Source organism: Kitasatospora sp. NPDC043950, assembly GCF_056435345.1.
On sequence record NZ_JBWKER010000004.1, the window covers coordinates 151,728 to 177,217 of the forward strand.

Annotated in this window: 23 protein-coding genes; 6 read left to right on the forward strand and 17 right to left on the reverse strand. The window is 71.2% G+C overall.

Features of this window, described 5'->3' with window-relative positions:
• Nucleotides 1-124: 124 nt before the first annotated feature.
• The 4 genes from tal (at nt 125) to pgl (ending at nt 4,773) form a co-directional block, all read left to right on the forward strand.
• Nucleotides 125-1,264, forward strand: coding sequence for a transaldolase (gene tal / locus AC07BF_RS04275; protein WP_063349514.1), 1,140 nt, complete (start codon nt 125-127; stop codon nt 1,262-1,264).
• Between the two features lie 64 nt (nt 1,265-1,328).
• Nucleotides 1,329-2,885 (forward strand): glucose-6-phosphate dehydrogenase, encoded by a 1,557-nt coding sequence (gene zwf / locus AC07BF_RS04280; protein ID WP_363580670.1) that lies wholly within the window; start codon nt 1,329-1,331, stop codon nt 2,883-2,885.
• The gene (gene opcA, locus AC07BF_RS04285; RefSeq protein WP_363627954.1) at nt 2,882-3,988 is read left to right on the forward strand and encodes a glucose-6-phosphate dehydrogenase assembly protein OpcA; all 1,107 of its coding nucleotides are present in this window, start codon (nt 2,882-2,884) and stop codon (nt 3,986-3,988) included. The genes zwf and opcA overlap by 4 nt, the downstream gene beginning before the upstream one ends.
• Nucleotides 3,985-4,773 carry a 6-phosphogluconolactonase gene (pgl, locus tag AC07BF_RS04290; RefSeq protein WP_363580439.1) on the forward strand — a complete coding sequence of 263 codons (789 nt, stop codon included), beginning with the start codon at nt 3,985-3,987 and terminating at the stop codon, nt 4,771-4,773. Before opcA ends, pgl begins: the two co-directional genes overlap by 4 nt.
• A gap of 68 nt (nt 4,774-4,841) precedes the next feature.
• Here the strand turns inward: pgl and AC07BF_RS04295 are convergent, their stop codons facing one another.
• The 11 genes from AC07BF_RS04295 to uvrA all read right to left on the reverse strand — a co-directional run bounded on the left by AC07BF_RS04295 (nt 4,842) and on the right by uvrA (nt 17,888).
• The gene (locus AC07BF_RS04295) at nt 4,842-5,129 is read right to left on the reverse strand and encodes an RNA polymerase-binding protein RbpA (RefSeq protein ID WP_063349510.1); all 288 of its coding nucleotides are present in this window, start codon (nt 5,127-5,129) and stop codon (nt 4,842-4,844) included.
• A gap of 205 nt (nt 5,130-5,334) precedes the next feature.
• Nucleotides 5,335-5,571, reverse strand: coding sequence for a preprotein translocase subunit SecG (secG, locus tag AC07BF_RS04300; protein ID WP_063349509.1), 237 nt, complete (start codon nt 5,569-5,571; stop codon nt 5,335-5,337).
• Between the two features lie 87 nt (nt 5,572-5,658).
• Nucleotides 5,659-6,444: a triose-phosphate isomerase gene (gene tpiA / locus AC07BF_RS04305; protein WP_363627956.1), complete on the reverse strand. Its 786-nt coding sequence runs from the start codon at nt 6,442-6,444 to the stop codon at nt 5,659-5,661.
• A 5-nt stretch (nt 6,445-6,449) separates the two neighbouring features.
• Nucleotides 6,450-7,652, reverse strand: a complete 1,203-nt coding sequence (locus tag AC07BF_RS04310) for a phosphoglycerate kinase (RefSeq protein ID WP_363580436.1) — start codon at nt 7,650-7,652, stop codon at nt 6,450-6,452.
• Nucleotides 7,653-7,802: 150 nt separating this feature from the next.
• Nucleotides 7,803-8,810, reverse strand: a complete 1,008-nt coding sequence (gene gap, locus AC07BF_RS04315; protein ID WP_363580434.1) for a type I glyceraldehyde-3-phosphate dehydrogenase — start codon at nt 8,808-8,810, stop codon at nt 7,803-7,805.
• A 300-nt stretch (nt 8,811-9,110) separates the two neighbouring features.
• Complete coding sequence (gene whiA / locus AC07BF_RS04320; RefSeq protein ID WP_063349505.1) at nt 9,111-10,091, reverse strand: DNA-binding protein WhiA; 981 nt, start codon at nt 10,089-10,091, stop codon at nt 9,111-9,113.
• Nucleotides 10,082-11,179: a gluconeogenesis factor YvcK family protein gene (locus AC07BF_RS04325; protein WP_350885867.1), complete on the reverse strand. Its 1,098-nt coding sequence runs from the start codon at nt 11,177-11,179 to the stop codon at nt 10,082-10,084. The genes whiA and AC07BF_RS04325 overlap by 10 nt, the downstream gene beginning before the upstream one ends.
• Before the next feature lie 63 nt (nt 11,180-11,242).
• Nucleotides 11,243-12,127: an RNase adapter RapZ gene (rapZ, locus tag AC07BF_RS04330; protein ID WP_350885802.1), complete on the reverse strand. Its 885-nt coding sequence runs from the start codon at nt 12,125-12,127 to the stop codon at nt 11,243-11,245.
• Between the two features lie 118 nt (nt 12,128-12,245).
• Nucleotides 12,246-14,327, reverse strand: coding sequence for an excinuclease ABC subunit UvrC (gene uvrC, locus AC07BF_RS04335; protein WP_363580432.1), 2,082 nt, complete (start codon nt 14,325-14,327; stop codon nt 12,246-12,248).
• A gap of 96 nt (nt 14,328-14,423) precedes the next feature.
• On the reverse strand, nt 14,424-14,867 hold the full coding sequence (locus AC07BF_RS04340; RefSeq protein ID WP_363580430.1) for a Rieske (2Fe-2S) protein: 444 nt from the start codon (nt 14,865-14,867) through the stop codon (nt 14,424-14,426).
• A gap of 111 nt (nt 14,868-14,978) precedes the next feature.
• A complete protein-coding gene (gene uvrA, locus AC07BF_RS04345; protein ID WP_350885808.1) occupies nt 14,979-17,888 on the reverse strand; it encodes an excinuclease ABC subunit UvrA in 2,910 nt (969 codons plus the stop codon).
• A gap of 268 nt (nt 17,889-18,156) precedes the next feature.
• Here uvrA and AC07BF_RS04350 point away from each other — a divergent pair, with 268 nt between their 5' ends.
• Together AC07BF_RS04350 and AC07BF_RS04355 are read left to right on the forward strand one after the other, a co-directional pair.
• Nucleotides 18,157-18,891: a maleylpyruvate isomerase family mycothiol-dependent enzyme gene (locus AC07BF_RS04350; RefSeq protein ID WP_363580428.1), complete on the forward strand. Its 735-nt coding sequence runs from the start codon at nt 18,157-18,159 to the stop codon at nt 18,889-18,891.
• Nucleotides 18,892-18,939: 48 nt separating this feature from the next.
• Entirely contained in the window at nt 18,940-19,593 is a 654-nt protein-coding gene (locus tag AC07BF_RS04355) for an MBL fold metallo-hydrolase (protein WP_363580426.1), read from the forward strand.
• Nucleotides 19,594-19,680: 87 nt separating this feature from the next.
• Here AC07BF_RS04355 and AC07BF_RS04360 read toward each other — a convergent pair whose 3' ends face one another.
• The 6 genes from AC07BF_RS04360 to zapE all read right to left on the reverse strand — a co-directional run bounded on the left by AC07BF_RS04360 (nt 19,681) and on the right by zapE (nt 25,392).
• On the reverse strand, nt 19,681-20,661 hold the full coding sequence (locus AC07BF_RS04360; RefSeq protein WP_363580424.1) for a TerC family protein: 981 nt from the start codon (nt 20,659-20,661) through the stop codon (nt 19,681-19,683).
• Nucleotides 20,662-20,878: 217 nt separating this feature from the next.
• The gene (locus AC07BF_RS04365) at nt 20,879-21,457 is read right to left on the reverse strand and encodes a TerD family protein (RefSeq protein ID WP_363580422.1); all 579 of its coding nucleotides are present in this window, start codon (nt 21,455-21,457) and stop codon (nt 20,879-20,881) included.
• A 301-nt stretch (nt 21,458-21,758) separates the two neighbouring features.
• Nucleotides 21,759-23,852 (reverse strand): excinuclease ABC subunit UvrB, encoded by a 2,094-nt coding sequence (gene uvrB, locus AC07BF_RS04370; protein WP_363580420.1) that lies wholly within the window; start codon nt 23,850-23,852, stop codon nt 21,759-21,761.
• Between the two features lie 43 nt (nt 23,853-23,895).
• A complete protein-coding gene (locus tag AC07BF_RS04375) occupies nt 23,896-24,174 on the reverse strand; it encodes a helix-turn-helix domain-containing protein (protein ID WP_363627958.1) in 279 nt (92 codons plus the stop codon).
• A 26-nt stretch (nt 24,175-24,200) separates the two neighbouring features.
• Nucleotides 24,201-24,341: a hypothetical protein gene (locus AC07BF_RS04380; protein WP_363627959.1), complete on the reverse strand. Its 141-nt coding sequence runs from the start codon at nt 24,339-24,341 to the stop codon at nt 24,201-24,203.
• Between the two features lie 4 nt (nt 24,342-24,345).
• Nucleotides 24,346-25,392, reverse strand: coding sequence for a cell division protein ZapE (gene zapE, locus AC07BF_RS04385; protein ID WP_350885869.1), 1,047 nt, complete (start codon nt 25,390-25,392; stop codon nt 24,346-24,348).
• Nucleotides 25,393-25,490 lie beyond the last annotated feature (98 nt).

The following is a 25,490-nucleotide window of genomic DNA, read 5'->3' on the forward strand; positions in this document are numbered from 1 at the left end:
CTTCCTTCTGTTTGGTGCGGCTGCTGATGCGGTGCCGCCCGTGTGAGGCGCCGACGCCCCCCCCCCCCCCCCACGGCCCCCTCTGACTACCCCACGAAGCAGAACAAAAAAGGACTGAAGCACCATGACTGACGCACTGAAGCGCCTCAGCGACGAAGGCGTGGCGATCTGGCTGGACGACCTCAGCCGCAAGCGGCTGAACACCGGCAACCTCGCCGAGCTGGTGCAGAACAAGCACGTGGTGGGCGTTACCACCAACCCGACCATCTTCCAGAAGGCCATCGGCGGCGGCGACGACTCCTACGACGGCCAGCTGCGCGACCTCGCCGTCCGCAAGGTCACCACCGACGAGGCCGTCCGCATGATCACCACCTCGGACGTGCGCGACGCGGCCGACGTGCTGCGCCCGGTCTACGACGCCTCCAACGGCCGCGACGGCCGGGTCTCCATCGAGGTCGACCCGCGCCTGGCGCACGAGACCGCGGCCACCGTGGCCGAGGCCAAGCAGCTGTGGTGGCTGGTCGACCGCCCGAACGTCTTCATCAAGATCCCCGCCACCAAGGCCGGCCTGCCCGCGATCGCCGAGGTGATCGGCCGGGGCATCAGCGTCAACGTCACGCTGATCTTCTCGCTGGAGCGCTACAAGGCCGTCATCGACGCCTACCTGACCGGCCTGGAGGCCGCCAAGGCCAAGGGCCTGGACCTCTCCCAGATCGAGTCGGTCGCCTCCTTCTTCGTCTCCCGCGTGGACACCGAGATCGACAAGCGCCTGGAGAAGATCGGCGGCGACGCCCGGGACCTGCGCTCCAAGGCCGCCCTGGCCAACGCCCGCCTCGCCTACCAGGCGTACGAGGAGGTCTTCGGCTCGGTCGACGGCAAGTCCGCCGGCAGCGCCCGCTGGCGCTCGCTGGAGGCCGCCGGCGCCAAGCCGCAGCGCCCGCTGTGGGCCTCCACCGGTGTCAAGGACCCGGCTCTGCCGGACACCCTGTACGTCACCGAGCTGGTCGCCCCCGGCACGGTCAACACCATGCCCGAGGCCACCCTGGAGGCCACCGCCGACCACGGCGTGGTCACCGGCGGCACCATCGTCCCCAACTACGCCGACGCCAAGGCCGTGATGGACGCCATCGCCGCCGCCGGCGTGGACTACGACGACGTGGTCCAGGTGCTGGAGGACGAGGGCGTGGAGAAGTTCGAGCAGTCCTGGAACGAGCTGCTCGACACCGTCACCGCCTCGCTCGCCTCCTTCGCCGGCGAGAAGTGACCGTTCGCTCACACAGCCAGCGCACGAAAGCGGAGCCCAACAAGTGAGCACTGATTTCCCCGAGTTGACCTCGGAGTCGGACGCGGACGATCTCCCGCCGGCCCCCGTCAACCCGCTTCGTGACCCGGCCGACCGACGGCTCCCGCGCATCGCGGGGCCGTCCGGTCTGGTCATCTTCGGAGTCACCGGCGACCTGTCCCGCAAGAAGCTCATGCCGGCCATCTACGACCTGGCCAACCGCGGTCTGCTGCCGCCGGGCTTCTCTCTCGTCGGCTTCGCCCGGCGCGAGTGGGACGACGAGGACTTCGCCAAGGAGGTCCACGACGCGGTCAAGGACCACGCCCGCACCCCGTTCCGGGAGGAGGTCTGGCAGCAGCTCGCCAAGGGCATGCGCTTCGTCCACGGCACCTTCGACGACGACGACGCCTTCGACAAGCTCCGCGAGACCATCGACGAGCTGGACAAGGCGCAGGGCACCGGCGGCAACTTCGCCTTCTACCTGTCCGTCCCGCCGAAGTTCTTCCCGACCGTCGTCCAGCAGCTCAAGAAGCACGGCCTGGCCGACCCCCCGCAGGGCTCGTGGCGCCGCGCGGTCATCGAGAAGCCCTTCGGCCACGACCTGGAGAGCGCCCAGGAGCTGAACCGGATCGTCCACGAGGTCTTCCCCCGGGACGAGGTCTTCCGGATCGACCACTACCTGGGCAAGGAGACGGTCCAGAACATCCTGGCGCTGCGCTTCGCCAACCAGATGTTCGAACCGATCTGGAACCGGTCGTACGTCGACCACGTGCAGATCACCATGGCCGAGGACATCGGCATCGGCGGCCGGGCCGGCTACTACGACGGCATCGGCTCCGCCCGCGACGTCATCCAGAACCACCTGCTCCAGCTGATGGCGCTCACCGCCATCGAGGAGCCGGCGTCCTTCCACCCGAAGGCGCTGGTGGCCGAGAAGCTCAAGGTGCTCAGCGCCGTCAAGCTCCCGGCCGACCTCGGCCGGCACACCGTGCGCGGCCAGTACGCGGCCGGCTGGCAGGGCGGCGAGGAGGTGGTCGGCTACCTGGACGAGGACGGCATCGACCCGGACTCCAAGACCGACACCTTCGCGGCGATCAAGCTGGAGATCAACAACCGCCGCTGGGCGGGCGTCCCGTTCTACCTGCGCACCGGCAAGCGGCTGGGCCGCCGGGTCACCGAGATCGCGGTGGTCTTCCAGCGCGCCCCGTACCTGCCGTTCGACTCCTACGCGACCGAGGAGCTGGGGCAGAACGCCCTGGTCATCCGGGTCCAGCCGGACGAGGGCGTGACGGTGCGGTTCGGCTCCAAGGTGCCGGGCACCTCCTTCGAGGTCCGGGACGTCACGATGGACTTCGCCTACGGCGAGTCCTTCACCGAGTCCAGCCCGGAGGCGTACGAGCGGCTCATCCTCGATGTGCTGCTCGGCGACGCCAACCTGTTCCCGCGTCACCAGGAGGTCGAGCTCTCCTGGCAGATCCTCGACCCGATCGAGAAGTACTGGGACACCCACGGCAAGCCCGCCCAGTACTCCGCGGGGACCTGGGGCCCGGCCGAGGCGGACGAGATGCTCGCACGAGACGGCAGGAGCTGGCGCCGGCCATGAAGATCGACCTCACCAACACGACGTCCAGCAAGATCAACGCCGCGCTGATGGAGGCGCGCCGGGCCAGTGGCTCCACCGCCGCCGGTATGGTGCTCACCCTGGTGATCGTGACCGACGAGGGCAGCGCGTACGACGCCCTCAAGGCCGCCAACGACGCCTCCCGCGAGCACCCCTCGCGCACCCTCGCGGTGATCAAGCGCGCCGGGCGCTCGCCCCGGGCCCGCGCCGAGACCCGGCTGGACGCCGAGATCCTCGTCGGCACCGACGCCGGCTCGGGAGAGACGGTCATCCTGCGCATGCATGGCGAACTCGCCGCGCACGCGCAGTCGGTGGTCCTGCCACTGCTGCTCCCGGACGCCCCGGTCGTCGTCTGGTGGCCCGACAACGCGCCGCTGCACCCGGCGCAGGACCCGCTGGGCGCGCTCGCCCAGCGCCGGATCACCGACGCCGTCACCGCCGAGTCCCCGGTCGGCCAGCTCGCCCAGCGGGCCCAGAGCTACACCCCGGGCGACACCGACCTGGCCTGGACCCGGATCACCGGCTGGCGCTCGATGCTGGCCGCCGCGCTGGACCAGCGGCCGGTCACGATCACCTCCGCGGTGGTCGAGGGCGAGTCCTACAACCCCAGCGTCGAACTGCTCGGCCTCTGGCTGCACAACCGGCTGCACGTGCCGGTCGAGCGGATCGTCACCGGCGGCCCCGGCATCACCGCGGTGCACCTGCGCACCAAGGACGGCGACATCACCCTGGACCGCCCGGACGGCCTGATGGGCACGCTCTCCATGGTCGGTTCCCCGGACCGCCAGGTGGCGCTCAAGCGGCGCGAGACCTCGGAGCTGATCGCCGAGGAACTGCGCCGGCTCGACCCGGACGACATCTACGCGACGGCCGTGCGCACGCCCGTCGACCGGCTGCGCGAGCCGGACACCGCCGAGACGGCGGCGGCCGAGCGGGTCGCCCGCGCGGCGGTCACCGAGGCCGCGGTGGCCAACCCCGCCCGGGTGACCGCCAAGGTCGCGTCCGAGGACGTGGCCGAGGCCGAGGCCGCCGAGAAGGCTCCCGCCAAGAAGCCCGCCAAGCGCGCCGCCAAGGGGAGCGCATGACCAACGCGACCCCGCAGCTGGTCGTCCACCGGGACAAGGAGCTGATGGCCCAGGCGGCCGCGGCCCGGCTGATCACCCGGATCGTGGACGCCCAGGCCGCCCGCGGCACCGCCTCGGTGGTGCTCACGGGCGGGCGCAACGGCAACGCCCTGCTGGCCGCGATCGCCGCCTCCCCGGCGCGCGACGCGGTCGACTGGGCGCGGCTGGACCTCTGGTGGGGCGACGAGCGCTTCGTCCCCGCCGGGGACCCGGACCGCAACGCCGTCCAGGCCCGCGCCGAACTGCTGGACTCCGTCCCGCTCGACCCGGCGCGGGTGCACGAGATGCCCGCCTCGGACGGTGCGGACGGCTCGGATGTGGAGGCCGCCGCCGCCCGCTACGCGGAGGAGCTGGCGAAGGCCTCCGGCCCGGGTGACCGGCTCGGCGTCCCGGCCTTCGACGTGCTGCTGCTCGGCGTCGGCCCGGACACCCACGTCGCCTCGCTCTTCCCCGAGCACCCGGGCGTGCGGGAGACCGAGCTGACCGTGATCGGCGTGCGCGGGGCCCCCAAGCCCCCGCCGACCCGGATCTCGCTCACCCTCCCGGCGATCCGGGCGGCCCGCGAGGTCTGGCTGCTGGCGGCCGGCGCGGACAAGGCGGACGCGGTCGCGATGGCCCTGTCCGGCCCGGGCGAGCTCCAGGCGCCCGCCTCCGGCGCGTACGGCCGCAGCCGCACCCTGTGGCTGCTGGACCGGGCCGCGGCGGAGCAGATCCCGCCCCAGCTGTACCCGCCGGCCTCGGCGTAACGGGCCCGGCAACGCACAAGGGCGCCACCGTCCTCGACGGTGGCGCCCTTCGCTGTCTGTCGTCCGGGTCAGATCTCGCCGCGCAGCTTGGCCAGCGCCTCGGCGAGGATCGCCTCGCCGTCGGCGTCGGTGCGCCGCTCGCGGACGTAGGCGAGGTGGGTCTTGTACGGCTCGTTGCGCGAGGGCGCGGGCGGGTTGTGCTCGTCCTGTCCGGCCGGGAAACCGCACCGCGGGCAGTCCCAGGTGTCCGGGATGACGGCCTCGGCGGCGAAGCTCGGCCGGGTCTCGTGCTTGTTGGCACACCAGAAGGTGATCCGGTTGCGCGGGGCGGACTCGCCGCGCTCCGCCTCGCCCATCGGGCCCGCTCCGACCCTGCTGCCACGGATGGCGTTGCCACTTGCCACGGTCTGACTCCCTGCGTGCTGGTGCGCCGACCCTCCGCGGTGCGCGTCGGTGGCGAAAGTCGTCCTAGTGTAAGCAGGAGTTAAGCGTCCACCGCCATCGCCTCCGCCCCCGACCGTCCCAGGATAGGCGCTCGGGCGACGGGGCGTCAGGGTTACGTCAGCTCTTGTACTTCAGCACCAGGCCCAGCACGATGATGCAGGCGAACCAGGCGAGACCGACCACGATCGTGATGCGGTCCAGGTTGCGCTCGGCCACCGCCGAGCCGCCGCCGGTGGACATCGCGCCGCCACCGAACATGTCCGACAGGCCGCCGCCCTTCCCCTTGTGCAGCAGCACCAGCAGGATCATCAGCAGACTGAAGATGATCAGGGCAATCGAGAACCCGAGAACCACGACGGGACCAACTCTCTCGTATCTTCGGCGACGGGGCCGGACCGCTGACGGCGGTCCGGCCCCAAAGCCTACGTTGCTGCAGCGGCGTTAGCCTACTGCCTGCTCACGGTAGCGCACGATCTTGACGAACTCGTCGGCGTCCAGCGAGGCACCGCCGATCAGGCCGCCGTCGATGTCGGGCTTGGCCATCAGACCGGCCGCGCTCGACGCCTTCACCGAACCGCCGTACAGCACGCGGACCTTGTCGGCCAGCTCGGCGTCGTACAGCTCGGCGATCCGCTTGCGGATGGCGGCGCAGACCTCCTGCGCGTCCTCCGGGGTGGCCACCTCGCCGGTGCCGATCGCCCAGACCGGCTCGTAGGCGACCACGATGGACTCGGCCTGGTGGGCCGGGATGTCCGCCAGGGCGCCGTCCAGCTGGGCGAGGGTGTGCTCGACGTGGGTGCCGGCCTTGCGGACGTCCAGCGGCTCGCCGATGCACAGGATCGGGGTGATCCCGGCCCGGTAGGCGGCCTTGACCTTGGCGTTGACGATCGCCTCGTCCTCACCGTGGTACTGGCGGCGCTCCGAGTGGCCGATCACCGCGAAGGTGCACTTCAGCTTGGCCAGCATCGGGCCGGAGACCTCGCCGGTGTAGGCACCGGAGTCGTGCTGCGAGATGTCCTGCGAGCCGTACTTGATCTTCAGCTTGTCGCCGTCGACCAGGGTCTGCACCGAACGCAGGTCGGTGAACGGCACCAGGACGGCGACCTCGACGGCCTCGTAGTCCTTGTCGGCCAGCGCGAAGGCCAGCTTCTGGGTGTGCTGGATGGCCTCAAGGTGGTTGAGGTTCATCTTCCAGTTGCCCGCCATCAGCGGGAGACGCTCAGTCATTGCTTTCAGCCTTCCAGGGCGGCGAGACCGGGGAGGGTCTTGCCCTCCAGGTACTCGAGGCTGGCGCCACCGCCGGTCGAGATGTGTCCGAATGCGTTCTCGTCGAAGCCCAGGATGCGGACGGCCGCGGCGGAGTCGCCGCCACCGACCACGGTGAACGCGTCGCTGTCCAGCAGCGCCTGGGCCACGGCCTTGGTGCCGTTCGCGTAGTCCGGGTGCTCGAAGACGCCCATCGGGCCGTTCCAGAACACGGTGCCCGCGTCGGCCAGCTTCGCCGCGTACAGCTCGCGGGTCTTCGGGCCGATGTCCAGGCCCTCCTGGTCGGCCGGGATCGCGTCCGCGGCGACGAGCGAGGGGTTGGCCGGGGCCTTGGTCTTGAGGTCGGGGAAGTCCACCGACACCAGGACGTCCACCGGCAGGACGAACTCGACGCCCGTCTCCTCGGCGCGCTTCAGGTAGTCCAGGACGACCGGGATCTGGTCCTCCTGCAGCAGCGAGATGCCGACCTCGTGGCCCTTGGCCTTGAGGAAGGTGTACGCCATGCCGCCGCCGATCAGGATCCGGTCGGCCTTCTTCAGCAGGTTGTCGATCACGCCGAGCTTGTCGGAGACCTTGGCGCCGCCGAGCACGACCACGTACGGGCGCGCGACCTCCTCGGTGAGCTTCTTGAGCACACCGACCTCGGTGGCGATCAGGTCGCCGGCCGCGTGCGGCAGCAGGCCGGGCAGGTCGTAGACCGAGGCGTGCTTGCGGTGCACGGCGCCGAAGCCGTCACCGACGTACAGGTCCGCGAGGGCGGCCAGCTGCTCGGCGAAGGCCTTGCGCTCGGCGTCGTCCTTGCTGGTCTCGCCGGCGTTGAAGCGCAGGTTCTCCAGCAGCGCGACCTCGCCGTCGCCCAGCGCGGCCACGGTGGACTCGGCGCTCTCACCCACGGTGTCGGTGGCGAAGGCGACGTTCTTGCCGAGGATCTCGCCGAGGCGCGCGGCCGCCGGCGCGAGGGAGAACTGCGGGTCCGGCGCGCCCTTGGGGCGGCCGAGGTGGGAGGCGACGACGACCCGGGCGCCGCGCTCGACGAGCTTGGCGATGGTCGGGGCGACGGCGCGGATCCGGCCGTCGTCGGTGATCGTGGTGCCGTCCAGCGGGACGTTCAGGTCGGCACGGACGAACACGCGCTTGCCGGCGACGTCGAGGTCTTCGATGGTCTTCACGGGGATTGGCTCTCCTGGGGAGATGGTTGATGCGCAGAGGCGGCACGGCGCAGGGGCCGCCTGGGAAGTCCTGGTGCGCAGAGCGAGGGCCCGGTCGGCACAGTGCGCCAGCCGGGCCCTCGCCCCTACATCACGTCAGCTCCCGCTGCGTCAGAGCTGGCCGCCGACGAGGGAGGTCAGGTTGACGAGGCGGTTCGAGTAGCCCCACTCGTTGTCGTACCAGCCGAGCACCTTGACCTGGTTGCCCTGGACCATGGTGAGCTGGGAGTCGAAGATGCAGGAGGCCGGGTCATTGACGATGTCCGAGGAGACGATCGGGTCCTCGGTGTAGGTCAGGATGCCCTTGAGCGGGCCCTCCTGCGAGGCCTTCTGGAAGGCGGCGTTGACCTCGTCCTTGGTCACCTCGCGCTCCAGGGTGACGACCAGGTCGGTGATGGAGCCGGTCGGGACCGGGACGCGCAGCGAGGTGCCGTCCAGCTTGCCCTTCAGCTCCGGCAGGACCAGGGCGGTCGCCTTGGCGGCACCGGTCGAGGTCGGGATGATGTTCTGCGACGCGGCACGGGCGCGGCGCAGGTCCTTGTGCGGGAAGTCCAGGGTCACCTGGTCATTGGTGAACGCGTGGACGGTCGTCATCAGGCCCTTGACGATGCCGAAGTTCTCGTGCAGCACCTTGGCCATCGGCGCCACGCAGTTGGTGGTGCACGAGGCGTTGGAGATGATCGAGTGGTTGGCGGCGTCGTACTTGTCCTCGTTGACGCCCAGGACGATGGTGACGTCCTCGTCGCTCGCGGGCGCCGAGATGATGACCTTCTTGGCGCCGGCGGTGAGGTGCTTCTTCGCGGCCTCGGCCTTGGTGAAGATGCCGGTGGACTCGACGACGATGTCGGCGCCCAGGGCGGCCCACGGCAGGTTGGCGGGGTCACGCTCGGCGCTGACCTGGAAGGTCTTGCCGTCGACGGTGATGCTGTCCTCGGTGTGCGAGACCTCGCCCGGGAAGGTGCCCAGGGTGGTGTCGTACTTGAGCAGGTGAGCCAGGGTCTTCGTGTCAGTGAGGTCGTTGACACCGACGATCTCGATGTCCGCGCCCTGCGCCTTGACCGCGCGGAAGAAGTTGCGGCCGATGCGGCCGAATCCGTTGATGCCTACCCGGATCGTCACGAACCGATCTCCTCGTTAGGTACGCCGGAGCTAAGCCGACGGGGGTGAGATTTGGGAAGTCCCCGACCGCCTATGACCCTACCCCTCCCAGGCCTGGGAGGGCACATCGCGCCACGTGCGACGACCTGGCGTGGCGCGAAATCAGGCCGACCGTCCTTGGCCGTCAGGGCAGTTGGTCCCGGTCAGTGGTCTCTACCAATTTGCGCACACCGGGCGCGTCCGGGTATCCCCTCCGGACACGGCGGCGGCCGGTGCCCGGAATCCGGACACCGGCCGCGGAACAGCCACTCGGTGCGGCGGTCAGTTCATCGCCATCTCGTCGGTGAGGTTGGCCTCGGTGCTCGGCAGGCCGAGCTCGGAGGCGCGCTTGTCCGCCATCGCCAGCAGGCGGCGGATCCGGCCGGCCACCGCGTCCTTGGTCAGCGGCGGGTCGGCGAGCGCGCCCAGTTCCTCCAGCGAGGCCTGCTTGTGCTGCATCCGCAGCTGACCGGCCGCGGCCAGGTGCTCGGGCACCTCCTCGCCGAGGATCTCCAGCGCCCGCGCCACCCGGGCGCCGGCCGCCACCGCGGCGCGGGCCGAGCGGCGCAGGTTGGCGTCGTCGAAGTTGGCCAGGCGGTTGGCGGTGGCCCGGACCTCGCGCCGCATCCGGCGCTCCTCCCAGGCGAGCACCGACTCGTGCGCGCCGAGCCGGGTCAGCAGCGCGCCGATAGCGTCGCCGTCGCGGATCACCACCCGGTCCACGCCGCGCACCTCGCGGGCCTTGGCCGGGATGCCGAGCCGGCGGGCCGCGCCGACCAGGGCGAGGGCGGCCTCGGAGCCGGGGCAGGTGATCTCCAGCGAGGAGGAGCGGCCCGGCTCGGTGAGCGAGCCGTGCGCCAGGAAGGCCCCGCGCCAGGCCGCCTCGGCATCGCAGGTGGCCCCGGAGACGACTGCCGGGGGCAGCCCCCGGATCGGCCGGCCCCGGCCGTCCACGAGGCCGGTCTGGCGCGCGAGCAGTTCGCCGTCCTTGACCACCCGGACGACGAAGCGGCTGCCGCGCCGCAGTCCGCCGGGGGCCATCACCACGAGGTCGGAGGAGTGTCCGAAGATCTCCAGCAGGTCCTTGCGCAGCCGCCGCGCCGCCGCGCCGGTGTCCAGCTCCGCCTCGATCACGATCCGGCCGCTCACGATGTGCAGCCCGCCCGCGAACCGCAGGATCGCCGACACCTCCGCCTTGCGGCAGCAGGCCCTGGTGACCGGGAGCCGGCTGATCTCGTCCTTCACCGCTGGAGTCATCGCCATGGCCCGATCCTTCCATGTGTCCGGAAAATCCGGTCGTACGCTGCCGCCAACAGCTCCGGGTCGTGTCGCGGGGTGCCGTCGGTGCGGGCCACCCGGCCCAGGACCAGGGCGGCGCCCATCCGCTCGGCGGCCTTCTCCAGACCGGCCAGATCCGCCTGGCCGAAGGCGCCGCCGGTGACGGCGCGCTCGTCCACCAGGATCGCATCCACCGCGAGGCCCGGGGCGTGGTCGGCGATGACCTCCAGGTGGCGCTGCGGGGTGAAGCCCTCGGTCTCGCCGGGCTGGGGGGCCAGGTTCAGGGTGAGCAGGCGGCGGGCGCGGGTCTCGGTGAGCGCCTTGGCCAGCTCCGGGACCAGCAGGTGCGGCAGCACGCTGGTGAACCAGGAGCCGGGACCGAGCACCACCCAGTCCGCCTCCCGGACGGCGGTGACCGCCTCCGGGACGGCCGGCGGCCCGTCCGGCAGCAGCCGGATCGACTGCACGGTGCCGGGCGTGACCGCGACGCTGGCCTGGCCGCGGACGGCCGACAGCTCGCCGGGGCGCTCCGGGTCGTGGCCGCGCACGGTCGCCTCGATGTCCAGCGGCACCGCCGACATCGGCAGTACCCGGCCCTGGACGTTCAGCAGCCGGCCGACCCAGTCCAGGGCGGCCACCGGGTCACCGAGCTTCTCCCAGAGCGCGACGATCAGCAGGTTGCCGACCGCGTGGCCGCCCAGCTCGCCGGTGCCGGTGAAGCGCTGCTGGATCACCTCGGACCAGGTGCGCCCCCAGTCGTCGTCCCCGCACAGCGCGGCCAGCGCCTTGCGCAGGTCGCCGGGGGGCAGCACGCCCAGCTCGGTGCGGAGCCGGCCGCTGGAGCCGCCGTCGTCGGCGACAGTGACCACGGCGGTCAGGTCGCTGGTGAGCCGGCGCAGCGCGGAGAGCGAGGCGGACAGGCCCTGGCCGCCGCCGAGCGCGGTGATCCGAGGGGCCGGGTTGGCCCGGGCGGGGCTGCTGCGCGGCCGGCTCGGGACCGGCGGCCGGGCCGGGCCACCCGCCCGGTCGGCACTCCTGTTCTGCGGCTGCCGCCCGGGCACATATCCCGCCACACTCACCTCGCGTTCCTCGCCGCGGCCGCCGGCCCCGCCGGCGGCCCGGCTAGGAGGCGGCGGTCACTCCCGTCCCATGTCACGGTGGACGAGCACCGTCTCCACTCCGTCGGCGATGAGACGCTTGGTCAGGCGCTCGGACATCGCGACGCTGCGGTGCTTGCCACCGGTGCAGCCTACGGCAAGCGTCATGTAGCGCTTCCCCTCGCGGCGGTACCCCTCGGTGATGATGCGCAGGAGCTCGGCGTAGCCGTCCAGGAACTCGTTGGCGCCGGGCTGCTGGAACACGTAGTCGGCGACGTCCGCGTCGGTGCCGGTGCGGGCGCGCAGCTCGGGCACCCAGTGCGGGTTGGGCAGGAAGCGGCAGTCCACCACCAGGTCGGCGTCGACCGGCAGGCCGTACTTGAAGCCGAAGGACATCACGGTGGCGCGCAGCTCGGGCTCGTCGTGGTCGGCGAACTGGGCGTCCAGCTTGGCGCGCAGCTGGTGCACGTTGAGGTTGGAGGTGTCGATCACCAGGTCGGCCTCGCCGCGCAGGTCGCGCAGCAGGTCGCGCTCCTGGGCGATGCCGTCGACGATCCGGCCGTCGGCCTGCAGCGGGTGCGGGCGGCGCACGCTCTCGAAGCGGCGGACCAGCGCGTCGTCGGAGGAGTCCAGGAAGACCACGCTGAGCCGGACGCCGCGCTTCTCCAACTCGTCGAGCGAGGTGAGCAGGTCGTCGAAGAACTGGCGGCCCCGGACGTCCACGACCACGCCGATCCGGGCGACGTTGCCCTGGGAGCGGGCGCCCAGGTCGACCATGGTCGGGATCAGGGCCGGTGGCAGGTTGTCCACCACGAACCAGCCCAGGTCCTCCAGGCACTTCGCGGCGGTGGAGCGGCCGGCTCCGGACATGCCGGAGATGATCACCAGCTCCGGCGCGTTCTCGGCCACGTCTGACACGGTCACTTCGGTTCCCCGCTCTCGGTCTTTCTGCTGGGGAGAACGCGCACGGCGCGATCGCCCTTCCCCTGCCCGGACAGGCGGGCGGGGGCTGGGCGCGCCGTCTGACGGTCGGCGTCGACCGTCATGGCGTCTCCTGGGATGGTGCGGTCTGGGATGCTGCGACCACCGGCTCGGCGGCCGGTTCGGCCCCGTCCTCGATGATCTCGCCGGTAGCGGTGTTCACCGCTGGTGCGACGGGTGTACGGGAGGACAACGCCGCCGCAACAGTCTCCGCCGTGCGGCGTCCGATGCCGGGTACGGCGCAGAGTTCGTCGACGGTGGCGGCCCGGAGCCTCTTCAGCGAGCCGAAGTGCTTGAGCAGCGCCTGGCGGCGAGTCTCGCCGAGGCCCGGGACGGAGTCCAGTTCCCCGGCGGTGAGTCGCTTGGAACGCTTGCTGCGCTGGTAGGTGATCGCGAAGCGGTGGGCCTCGTCGCGGACCCGCTGGAGCAGGTAGAGGCCCTCGCTGGAGCGCGGCAGCACGACCGGGTCGTCCTCACCGGGCAGCCAGACCTCCTCCAGCCGCTTGGCCAGGCCGCACAGCGCGACGTCGTCGATGCCGAGTTCGTCCAGGGCGCGCTTGGCGGCGGCGACCTGCGGCTGGCCGCCGTCGACGACCAGCAGTTGGGGCGGGTAGGCGAAGCGGCGCGGACGGCCCGTCTCCGGGTCGATCGGGCCGGCCGGGGCCCCGGTGCCGTCGGCGGCGGCGCCCGGGTCGTCGGCCTCGGGGACGACCCACTCGCCGGTCTGCTCGCGCTCCTGGAGGTAGCGGCGGAAGCGCCGACCGATCACCTCGTGCATCGAGCGGACGTCGTCCTGGCCCTCGAAGCCCTTGATCTGGAAGCGCCGGTACTCGCTCTTGCGGGCCAGGCCGTCCTCGAAGACGACCATCGAGGCGACCACGTCCTCGCCCTGGAGGTGGGAGATGTCGAAGCACTCGATGCGCAGCGGCACCGAGTCCAGCTCCAGCGCGTCGGCGATCTCCTGCAGGGCGCGGCTGCGGGTGGTGAGGTCGGAGGCGCGCTTGGTCTTGTGCAGTGCCAGCGCCTGCTGGGCGTTGCGCTGCACGGTGGCCATCAGGTCCTTCTTGTCGCCGCGTTGCGGGATCCGCAGGTCGACCTGGCTGCCGCGCAGGCCGCTCAGCCAGTCCCGGACCGGACCGGCCGGCTCGGGCAGCGCGGGGACGAGCACCTCGCGCGGGACGGACTCGTTGCGCTCGTCCGGGCCGCCGGCACCACCGTAGAGCTGCTGGAGGGCGTGCTCGACCAGGCCGGCGGTGTCGACGTCCTCGACCTTGTCGGTGACCCAGCCGCGCTGGCCGCGCACCCGGCCGCCGCGGACGTGGAAGATCTGGACGGCGGCCTCCAGTTCGTCCTCGGCGACGGCCAGCAGGTCGGCGTCGGTGGCGTCGGCGAGCACGATGGCGTTCTTCTCCATCGCGCGCTTGAGGGCGCCGATGTCGTCCCGCAGCCGGGCCGCCTTCTCGTACTCCATCTCCTCGGCGGCCTCCCGCATCTGCTCTTCCAGCCGGCGCAGGTAGTTGCCGGTGCGCCCGGCCATGAAGTCGCAGAAGTCCTCGGCCAGCGCCCGGTGTTCGTCCGGCGAGACCTTGCCGACGCAGGGCGCGGCGCACTTGCCGATGTAGCCGAGCAGGCAGGGCCGGCCGACCTGCCGGGCGCGCTTGAACACGCCGTTGGAGCAGGTGCGGACGGGGAAGACGCGCAGCAGCAGGTCGACCGTCTCGCGGATCGCCCAGGCGTGCCCGTACGGGCCGAAGTATCGCACGCCCTTCTTGTGCGCCCCGCGCATCACCTGGACCCGCGGGTACTCCTCGTCGAGGGTGACGGCGAGTTCCGGATAGCTCTTGTCGTCGCGGTACTTGACGTTGAACCGCGGGTCGAACTCCTTGATCCAGGAGTACTCCAGCTGGAGCGCCTCGACCTCGGTGGCCACCACCGTCCACTCCACCGAGGCGGCGGTGGTGACCATGGTCGCGGTGCGCGGGTGCAGGCCGGCCAGGTCCTGGAAGTAGGACGACAGGCGCGGCCTCAGGCTCTTGGCCTTGCCGACGTAGATGACCCGTCCGTGGGCGTCACGGAACTTGTAGACGCCCGGTGAGGTCGGGATCGCGCCCGGCGCCGGGCGGTAGGTGCTCGGGTCAGCCATGGGTCCACCGTACCGAGTGGGGCCGGGGCCGCGAAGGAGAGATCGACGGGGCGGAGATCAACGGGGCGGGGATCGACTGGGCGGAGATCAACTGCTTCAGCTCGGGGTCACCTTGAGGTTCCCGCCGTCGACCGTGACGGCGTAGGCGGGCAGCGGCCTGGGGGCCGGGCCGTCCTGGACGGCGCCGTCGGTGATGGCGAACCGGCTGCCGTGGCAGGGGCACTGGATCTGCTGGCTCTTCACCTGGTCGACGACGCAGCCGGCGTGGGTGCAGACGGCGCTGAAGGCCTTGTACTCCCCCGCGGTCGGCTGGGTCACGACGATCTTCTGGTTGCGGAAGACCTTGCCGCCGCCCTCCGGCACCGCCGAGGCCGGGCCGAGGTCCACCGGGCTCTTGGCCGCGCTGCCGGCGCCGGAGGAGCCCGAGGAGGAACCGCAGCCGGCGACCGCCACGGTGCCGCCGGCCGCCAGTACGGCGGCGGCGCCGCAGAGCACGGTGCGGCGGGAGGTGGCGGGGCTGGTCTCGGGGGCCTCTGACATCGGTGCGCTCCTGCGGTTCGGCTTCCTACGAGGGACCACGGAAGTCTATGCGGCACCCGCTCCGCCGCCCCGGGGGGCGGGGCGGCGGAGCGGGTCGCTTCTCCCTCTTCGCTACTTCTTCGCCGCGGCGGCGCGCTTGCGCGGCGCCTTCTTCACCGGGGCGACCGGGGCGTCCGCGAACTCGCCCGGAAGGATGTCCCGGAGGAACTTGCCGGTGTGGCTCTCCGGGACGGCGGCGATCTGCTCCGGGGTGCCCTCGGCGACCACCATGCCGCCGCCGGAACCGCCCTCGGGGCCCATGTCGACGACCCAGTCGGCGGTCTTGATCACATCGAGGTTGTGCTCGATGACGATCACCGTGTTGCCCTTCTCCACCAGCCCGCTGAGCACCTTGATCAGCTTGCTGATGTCCTCGAAGTGCAGGCCGGTGGTGGGCTCGTCCAGCACGTAGACCGTCCGCCCGGTGGAGCGCTTCTGCAGCTCGGAGGCGAGCTTGACGCGCTGCGCCTCGCCGCCGGAGAGCGTCGGCGCGGACTGGCCGAGCCGGACGTAGCCGAGGCCGACGTCGTTGAGCGTCCTGAGGTGCCGGGCGATCGCCGGGACGGCCTCGAAGAAGGCCAGCGCCTCCTCGATCGGCATGTCCAGCACCTCGGAGATGGACTTGCCCTTGTAGTGGACCTCCAGCGTCTCCCGGTTGTACCGGGCGCCGTGGCAGACCTCGCACGGCACGTAGACGTCCGGCAGGAAGTTCATCTCGATCTTGATGGTGCCGTCGCCCGAGCAGTTCTCGCAGCGGCCGCCCTTGACGTTGAAGGAGAACCGGCCGGGCAGGTAGCCGCGGACCTTCGCCTCCTGCGTCTCCGCGAAGAGCCGGCGCACGTGGTCGAACACCCCGGTGTAGGTGGCCGGGTTGGAGCGCGGGGTGCGCCCGATCGGCGACTGGTCGACGTGCACCACCTTGTCCACCAGGTCGGTGCCGGTGATCCGGGTGTGCCGGCCGGGCACGCTGCGGGCGCCGTTCAGCTCCCGGGCGAGGTGGGTGTAGAGGATGTCGTTGACCAGCGTCGACTTGCCGGATCCGGAGACGCCGGTGATCGCGGTGAAGGTGCCGAGCGGGAAGCCGACCGTGACGTCCTTGAGGTTGTGCTCGCGGGCGCCGTGGACGGTCAGCTGGCGCTTCTTGTCCCGGTCGCGGCGGCCCGCCGGGATCGGGATGGACCGCTTGCCGGAGAGGTACTGGCCGGTCAGCGACTCCTTGTTGGACAGCAGCCCCTTCAACGAGCCGGAGTGCACCACCTTGCCGCCGTGCTCGCCGGCGCCCGGGCCGATGTCGACCACCCAGTCCGCCGTCTTGATGGTGTCCTCGTCGTGCTCGACCACGATCAGCGTGTTGCCGATGTCGCGCAGCCGCACCAGCGTCTCGATCAGCCGGTGGTTGTCCCGCTGGTGCAGGCCGATGGACGGCTCGTCCAGCACGTACAGCACGCCGACCAGGCCGGAGCCGATCTGGGTGGCCAGCCGGATGCGCTGGGCCTCGCCGCCGGACAGGGTGCCGGCCGCGCGGTTCAGCGAGAGGTAGTCCAGGCCGACGTCGACCAGGAAGCGCAGCCGCTCGTTGACCTCCTTCAGGACGCGCTCGGCGATCTGCTTGTCCCGGTCGTTCAGCTTCATCGCGCCCAGGAACTCGGCGCAGTCGCTGATCGACATCGCCGAGACGTCGGCGATCGACTTCTCCTCGACGGTGACCGCGAGCACCACCGGCTTGAGCCGGGTGCCCTCGCACGTCGGGCAGGGCACCTCGCGCATGTAGCCCTCGAAGCGCTCGCGGCTGCTGTCGCTCTCCGCCTCGGTGTGCCGGCGCTGGATGAACGGGACGGCGCCCTCGAAGCCGGTGCTGTACGAGCGCTCGCGCCCGAAGCGGTTGCGGTAGCTGACCTGCACCTGGTGCTTGTGCCCGTACAGCAGCGCCTTCTTGGCGCGGGCCGGCAGCCCGGCCCACGGGATGTCGGTGCGGAAGCCGAGCTCCCCGGCGAGCGCGTCGATCAGCCGCTGGAAGTACTCCTTGGCGTGGCCCGCCGACCACGGGTGGATCGCGCCCTCCTCCAGCGAGCGCTCGGGGTCCGGGACGACCAGCTCCGGGTCGACCTCCATCCGGTTACCCAGGCCCGAGCAGTCCGGGCAGGCGCCGAACGGCGAGTTGAAGGAGAACGAGCGCGGCTCCAGCTCCTCGAACGACACGTCGTCGTACGGGCAGTAGAGGTGCTCGGAGTACATCCGCTCGCGCTCCGGGTCGTCCTCCGCGAGGTCGACGAAGTCGAGCACGACCATGCCGCCGGACAGCCGCAGGGCCGTCTCCACCGAGTCGGTGAGCCGCCGCTTGGCGCTCTCCTTGACGGTCAGGCGGTCGATGACCACCTCGACGGTGTGCTTCTCCTGCTTCTTGAGCTTCGGCGGCTCGGCGAGCTGGATCGTCTCGCCGTCCACCCGGGCGCGCGAGTAGCCCTTGGACTGGAGGTCGGCGAAGAGGTCGACGAACTCGCCCTTGCGCTCGCGCACCACCGGGCTGAGCACCTGGAACCGGGTGCCCTCGGCGAGCTCCAGCACCTTGTCGACGATCGCCTGCGGCGACTGCTTGGCGATCGGGCGGCCGCAGTGCGGGCAGTGCGGCTTGCCGATCCGGGCGAACAGCAGGCGCAGGTAGTCGTAGACCTCGGTGATCGTGCCGACGGTCGAACGGGGGTTGCGGTTGGTGGACTTCTGATCGATCGAGACGGCCGGGGAGAGGCCTTCGATGAAGTCCACATCGGGCTTGTCCATCTGCCCGAGGAACTGGCGGGCGTAGGAGGACAGCGACTCGACGTAGCGGCGCTGGCCCTCGGCGAAGATCGTGTCGAAGGCGAGCGAGGACTTGCCGGAGCCGGAGAGGCCCGTGAAGACGATGAGGGAGTCGCGGGGCAGGTCGAGCGAGACGTTCTTGAGGTTGTGCTCGCGAGCACCGCGGACGATGAGGCGGTCGGCCACTGCTTCTGGCGCCTTTCTCCGGGGCGAGAGGACTTGCGGGGAGATGTGTGCTTCTTCCAGGATGCGGCAGCCAGCCTACTAGCTCAGACGTTCGAATATCGACCGTGTCCAGTGGAGTCCACCCGAACGAGTGAGAGCGCCCCTCGGACCCTCCGTACCCGGACCGAAAAAGGCCCTGCTCAGCGGTCGGATTCGGCGATAGCGTCAGCTGGTCAACGAGCGGAGCCCCCCGCGGGCAACGCGCCGTCTCCCACAGAAGGCCGATCCGATGACCGACCCGCAGACCGCCGCCGAGGCCGCCGCGCAGTACCTGGCCCTGGTCGAGGAGAGCACCCGGCACCTGCTGCACACCGTCGCCGAGCTGAAGCCCGAGGCCGTCGCCGAGCCCTCCGCCCTGCCCGGCTGGACCCGCGGTCACGTGCTGGCCCACCTCGCCCGCAACGCCGACTCCCTGGTCAACCTGCTGGACGGCGCCCGCACCGGCACCGACATCCCGCAGTACGCCAGCACCGAGGCCCGCGACCGGCAGATCGAGGAGGGCGCGCCCCGCCCGGTCGACGTCCAGCTCGCCGACCTGCGCGACTCCCGCGAGCGCTTCGCCGCGGCCGCCGCGCTGCTGCCCGCCGATGCCTGGACGGTCGAGGTCCGCCACCGCACCGGCTACGTCTTCCCCGCCCACGACCTCCCGTGGAAGCGCCTCGCCGAGGTCGAGTACCACCACGTCGACCTGGACGCCGGCCACACCCCCGCGCACTGGCCGGAGGTCTTCGCCGTCACCGAGTTCCACAAGATCGCCAACAAGCTGCACGGCGCCGCCCTGCCCGGCGTCGAGCTCGTCGCCGAGGACACCGGGGACATCGGCCTGATCGGCACCGGCGAGCCCGCCCTCACCGTCCGGGGCCCCCTCCGCTCCCTGCTCGCCTGGCTCTCCGGCCGCTCCGACGGCGCCGACCTCCGGGCCACCCCCGACACCGCCCTCCCCCAGCTTCCCCCGCTGGGCTGACGGCGCGAAGATGATCCTGAACCCCTTCACCGGACGAGGAGCGGACGGATGACGTACCACGGAGCGGTCAAGGTCGGCGGGCCGCCGGACGTGCGGGAGCTGGCGCACCTGATCATCACCAAGGTGGCCGTCGGCCCGTACGACAACAACGCCTACCTGCTGCGCTGCCGGGCCACCGACGAGCAGCTGCTGATCGACGCGGCCGCCGACGCCCCGGTGCTGCTGGAGACCATCGGCGACGAGCTGGCCACCGTGGTCACCACCCACCGGCATCACGACCACTGGGCCGCGCTCGCCGAGGTGGTCGCGGTGACGGGGGCTCGCACCGCCGCCGGCGCGCACGACGCCGAGGGCGTCGACGTGCCCACCGAGCTGCTGCTCGCGGACGGCGACAAGCTGCGGGTCGGCGACGTGGAACTCACCGTCCGGCACCTGGTCGGACACACCCCGGGCGCGATCGTGCTGGTCTACGACGACCCGCAGGGCCACCCGCACGTCTTCACCGGCGACTGCCTCTTCCCCGGTGGCGTCGGCAACACCTGGGGCGACCCGGAGGCCTTCCGCACGCTCTTGCGAGACGTCACCGAGAAGGTCTTCGACGTGCTGCCGGACGAGGCCTGGGTCTACCCCGGCCACGGCAACGACACCACCCTCGGCGCCGAGCGCCCGCACCTCGACGAGTGGCGCGAGCGCGGCTGGTGACCTCGGCCTCCGGGCACCGGGCACCGGGCACGACGAGGCCCCCGCGACCCCTTTCGGGTCGCGGGGGCCTCGGCCGTCACGCGGGGGTCAGGCGTCCAGCTTCTGGGCCTCGCGCTCGGCCCGCTCCTGCTTCTTCGAGGCGATCAGGCTGGTCACCGTGGTGACGGCCAGCACGACCACGATGACGCCCAGCGAGAGCGGGATGCCGATCTCCGGCACGTTCGCGCCCGCCTCGTGCGCCGCGTGCAGCACCAGCTTCACGCCGATGAAGCCGAGGATCACCGACAGGCCGTACGACAGGTGGACCAGCTTCTTCAGCAGGCCGCCGATCAGGAAGTACAGCTGGCGCAGGCCCATCAGGGCGAAGGCGTTGGCGGTGAAGACGATGTACGGGTCCTGGGTGAGGCCGAAGATCGCCGGGATGGAGTCCAGCGCGAACAGCACGTCCGTGGTGCCGATCGCCAGCATCACGATCAGCATCGGGGTCATCAGCCGGCGGCCGTTCTCCCGGATGAAGAGCTTGGTGCCGTGGTACGTGTCGGTGGACGGGAAGCGCCGCTCGATCGACTTGAGCAGGCGGTTCTCCTCGAACTCGTCCTCCTCCTCGCCGGCCCGGGCCTCCTTGATCAGCTTCCAGGCGGTCCAGATCAGGAAGGCGCCGAAGATGAAGAACACCCAGGAGAACTGGGTGACCAGCGCCGCGCCGCCGGCGATGAAGACCGCCCGCAGCACCAGCGCGATGATCACACCGAACATCAGCACGCGCTGCTGGTAGATCCTCGGCACCGCGAACTTGCCCATGATCAGGATGAAGACGAACAGGTTGTCGACACTGAGCGACTTCTCGGTGATGTAACCGGCGAAGAACTCACCGGCCGGCTGCGCGCCGGAGTGCCACCAGAGGAACCCGCCGAAGATCAGCGCCAGCACGATCCAGACCGCGGTCCAGATCCCGGCCTCCTTGACCGAGACCTCGTGCGGCTTGCGCCCTCCGATGAAGAAGTCCGCCACGATCAGTGCGATCAACACACCGATCGTGGTGACCCACATGGCTATGGAAACGTCCACTACTGCTCCTCCGGCAGGTAGGCGAGACAGTCATCGTCACTGCCGGAGGTCTCTTCCGCCCGTCGGGCCCGCTCTCGGGGCGTCCGCACGGACCAGCGCCCCGGGGCGCCGCTCGTGGGCGCCCGTGATGACGGGGACAACTGCGGGGGAATACTCCCCTCCGCTGCCATCGAGAGTAACAGGAAGCCCAAAGAAAGGTAAAGAAGGTAAAGAACCGTCAGAGGTACGGCTCGATCGCCGGCAGCAGGTCCTGGAAGGTCCGCCCCTTGGCCGGCGCGCCGATCGCCTGCATCTCCCAGCCGCCGGCCCCGTCACGGAACACCTTCGCCATGATCTGCCCGGTGTGCGACCCTCCCCCGGCCAGCTCGTACCGGGCCAGCTCCTCGCCCGTGGTCTCGTCCACCAGCCGGCAGTGGGCGCCCCGCACCTCCGCGAAGGTCTGCCCGGTGTACGAGCTCACCGTGAACACCACCTGGGTGATGTGCGCCGGCACGTGCAGCAGGTCCACCAGGATCGCCTCGTCGTCCTCCGTGCCCGAGCCGCCCTCCAGGTTGTCCCCGGTGTGCCGGACGGAACCGTCCGTGCTCTCCAGGTGCTGGAAGAACACCACGTCGGACGGGGTCTTCTCGGCGTACAGGAGCGCCGACGCGTCCAGGTCGATCGTCCTGGTGCGGCTGCCGAACAGGCCCCGCTTCGGCGCGGCCTGCCAGCCGAGCCCCATCCGGACCACGGTCAACGCGCCGCCCGGCCCCTTCTGGAGACTGACCCGCTGTCCCTTGGCAAGGTTCACCGACACGGCGTTGTCCTCTCTACCCGGCCACGCGGTCGCTCCCCGCGCGGCGCCACGGTGGAACACCCCGTGCCGTCCCCCGGCTGAGGCCCCCTGTTGCTGTCTGTCGCACCACCCCGTCCCGAGGTCGATGCCGCAGGCCAGCCTAGGGCCTGCGGCACCCCGCACCTCCCGGCGGTCGCCGCATTGTGGCAAGGCTGAGACACCGCCGGGCTTGACCGGTGTCACACCGGCCCGGCCCGGCGGCCGTCTCGACCCGCCTCAGACCCCCGTCGGCCCCTCGGCCCCTCGGCCCCTCGGCCCCCGCTCAGGCCACGCCGGCCTCCCTCATCTGGCGCAGCTCCCGCTTCAGCTCCTTCACCTCGTCGCGCAGCCGGGCCGCGACCTCGAACTGGAGGTCGGCGGCGGCCGCGTGCATCCGGTCCGTCATCGACTGGATCAGCTCCGCCAGCTCGGCGGCCGGCAGGCTCTCGCCCTGCTTGCGCTCCATGCCCAGGGCCGGCACCGGGGCCTTGCCCTTCCCGGCGGCCCCGCGGTAGCCGGTGGACAGCAGCTCGTCGGTGTCCACGTCCTCGCGGGCGAGGGTGTCCAGGATGTCGCCGATCTTCTTCCGCAGCGGCTGCGGATCGATCCCGTGCTTCTTGTTGTACGCCTGCTGCACGACCCGGCGGCGGTTGGTCTCGTCGATCGCCTTCTCCATCGACGGGGTGATCCGGTCCGCGTACATGTGCACCTGGCCCGAGACGTTTCGGGCGGCCCGCCCGATCGTCTGGATCAGCGAGGTGCCGGAGCGCAGGAAGCCCTCCTTGTCCGCGTCCAGGATCGCCACCAGCGACACCTCCGGCAGGTCCAGGCCCTCGCGCAGCAGGTTGATGCCGACCAGCACGTCGTACCTGCCCGCGCGCAGCTCGCGCAGCAGCTCCACCCGGCGCAGGGTGTCCACGTCGCTGTGCAGGTACCGGACCCGGATGTCCAGGCCGAGCATGTAGTCGGTGAGGTCCTCGGCCATCTTCTTGGTCAGCGTGGTCACCAGGACGCGCTCGTCCCGCTCCACCCGCTTGCGGACCTCGTGCACCAGGTCGTCGATCTGGCCCTCGGTCGGCTTGACGATCACCTCCGGGTCGATCAGACCGGTCGGGCGGATGATCTGCTCGACCTGGCCGTCGCCGCGGGACAGCTCGTACGGGCCGGGCGTCGCCGACAGGTACACCGTCTGGTCGATCCGCCCCAGGAACTCCTCCCACTTCAGCGGGCGGTTGTCCATCGCGGAGGGCAGCCGGAAGCCGTGCTCCACCAGGGTGCGCTTGCGCGAGGCGTCGCCCTCGTACATCGCGCCGATCTGCGGGACCGTGACGTGCGACTCGTCGATGACCAGGAGGAAGTCCTCCGGGAAGTAGTCGAGCAGGGTGTTCGGCGGGGAGCCGGGCTCGCGGCCGTCGAAGTGCATCGAGTAGTTCTCGACGCCCGAGCAGGTGCCGATCTGGCGCAGCATCTCGATGTCGTAGGTGGTGCGCATGCGCAGCCGCTGGGCCTCCAGCAGCTTGCCCTGCTTCTCCTGCCGGGCGAGCGTCTCCTCCAGCTCCTTCTCGATGCCGGTGATCGCCCGCTCCATGCGCTCCGGGCCGGCCACGTAGTGCGAGGCGGGGAAGACGTACACCGACTCGTCCTGGCTGATGATCTCGCCGGTGAGCGGGTGCAGGGTGTACAGCGCCTCGATCTCGTCGCCGAACATCTCGATCCGGACGGCCAGCTCCTCGTAGACCGGGAAGATCTCGATGGTGTCGCCGCGGACCCGGAAGGTGCCCCGGGTGAACGCCACGTCGTTGCGGGCGTACTGGATGTCCACGAAACGGCGCAGCAGGACGTCCCGGTCGATCTCCTCGCCGACCTTGAGCGGGACCATCCGGTCCACGTACTCCTGCGGGGTGCCGAGGCCGTAGATGCAGGACACCGACGCGACCACGATCACGTCCCGCCTGGTCAGCAGCGAGTTGGTCGCCGAGTGCCGCAGCCGCTCGACCTCCTCGTTGATCGAGGAGTCCTTCTCGATGTAGGTGTCCGTCTGCGGGACGTACGCCTCGGGCTGGTAGTAGTCGTAGTACGAGACGAAGTACTCGACCGCGTTGTTCGGCAGCAGCTCGCGGAACTCGTTCGCCAGCTGGGCGGCCAGCGTCTTGTTCGGCGCCATCACCAGGGTGGGCCGCTGCAGCCGCTCGATCATCCAGGCCGTGGTGGCCGACTTCCCGGTACCGGTGGCACCGAGCAGGACGACGTCCTTCTCCCCGCCCTTGATCCGCCGCTCCAGCTCGGCGATCGCCGCCGGCTGGTCCCCGTTCGGCTGGAAGGGACTGACGACCTCGAAGGGCGCCACTGACCGCTCAATACTCGTGATGGGTCGCACGAGTCCACCGTACGACCCACCACCGACAAGCGGTGCGGCTCCCTCAGGCCGCGTGCCCCTCGAACCTCATGGCCGGCTCGCGGGCCGGGTCGATGCGGACGACCGAGTCGAAGTCGGCGGCGAGGCGTTCGATCAGCGGCAGGGCCGGATCGACGCCGCTCTCCTCGATGCTCTCGACCGTCGCCTCGTCCAGCCCGGACCGCTCCGCGAGTTCGGCGAGCGTCCAGCCGAGAGCGGAGCGGCGGGCGTACACGGCCTCGGCCGGCGCCATCCGCCGCCCGGCCGGCCGGTACTGCTCGCTCTCCCGATGCTCCGGCGGCACGACCCACCGCGTGTGACAACCGCTGCTCACCGCTGCTCCTCCCGGTCGTAGACGTCGTGGTCGGCAGCGGGCAGATGCTCGGCCTCACGCTCTGCTCCGCCGGGCCCTGTCCGGCTGATCTTGCCGGACAGGGCCCGGGAGCAGCGCCCGGCCGGGGCGGGGGTCACGGGCTCAGGTCTTCGCGCTGTCGCGGGCGAGGGCTACCAGCCGGGAGATGGCGCGGAGGTACTTCTTGCGGTAGCCGCCGCGGAGCATGTCGTCGGGGAAGACCTGGTCGAAGGGGAGGCCGGAGGCGGTGATGGGGAGCTCGCGGTCGTACATGCGGTCGGCGAGGACGACCAGGCGCAGGGCGGTGGACTGGTCGTCGACCTGGCGGACGCCGCGCAGGCAGACGGCGGTGACGTCGTCGAGCAGCGCGCCGTAGCGGCTGGGGTGGACGGCGGAGAGGTGGGCGAGGAGGGTGTCGAAGTCGTCCAGGGAGGCGCCGGGGGTCCGGGCGGCGACGGCGTCGACGGCCGCGTCGGGGTAGGGCGGCGGGGCGTCCGGGAGGCCGCGGTGGCGGTAGTCCTGGCCGTCGATCCGCATCGGGCGGAAGTGCGCGGACAGGCCCTGGATCTCGCGCAGGAAGTCGGCGGCGGCGAAGCGGCCCTCGCCGAGCTTCTCCGGCAGGGTGTTCGAGGTGGCGCAGAGCTTGACGCCGTTGTCGACGAGGCGGCCGAGCAGCGTGGAGACGAGGACGGTGTCGCCCGGGTCGTCGAGCTCGAACTCGTCGATGCACAGCAGCGTGTGCCCGGAGAGGGTCCGGACGGCCTGCTGGAAGCCGAGCGCACCGACCAGGTTGGTCAGCTCGACGAAGGTGCCGAAGGCCTTGGGGCCGGGGGCGGCGTGCCAGAGCGAGGCGAGCAGGTGGGTCTTGCCGACGCCGTAGCCGCCGTCGAGGTACACACCGGCCGGGCCGGTGGGCGCCGGGGCGGAGCGGCGGAACCAGCTGCGCTTGGGTGCGGAACCGTTTCCCCCGCCGAGGGTGGTGGCGAACTGCTCCAGGACCTGGACGGCCTCGTACTGGCTGGGCTGGTTCGGGTCCGGAATGTACGTCCCGAAGCTCACGTCGGAGAACCGGGGCGGCGGGACCATCTCGGCGACCAGCCGCTCGGCGGGCACGACGGGGCGGCGGTCGGCGAGCGCGATCGGGGAGCCGGCCGCGCTCGCGGCGGCTATGGACTCGGTCGCGGTGTCGGGGCGGGGGGCTGCTGGCACGTTAGTAGAGGGTACGCCTGGTCCCAGGCCCCTCGGGACGGCGGCCGGTGGAAGACTGA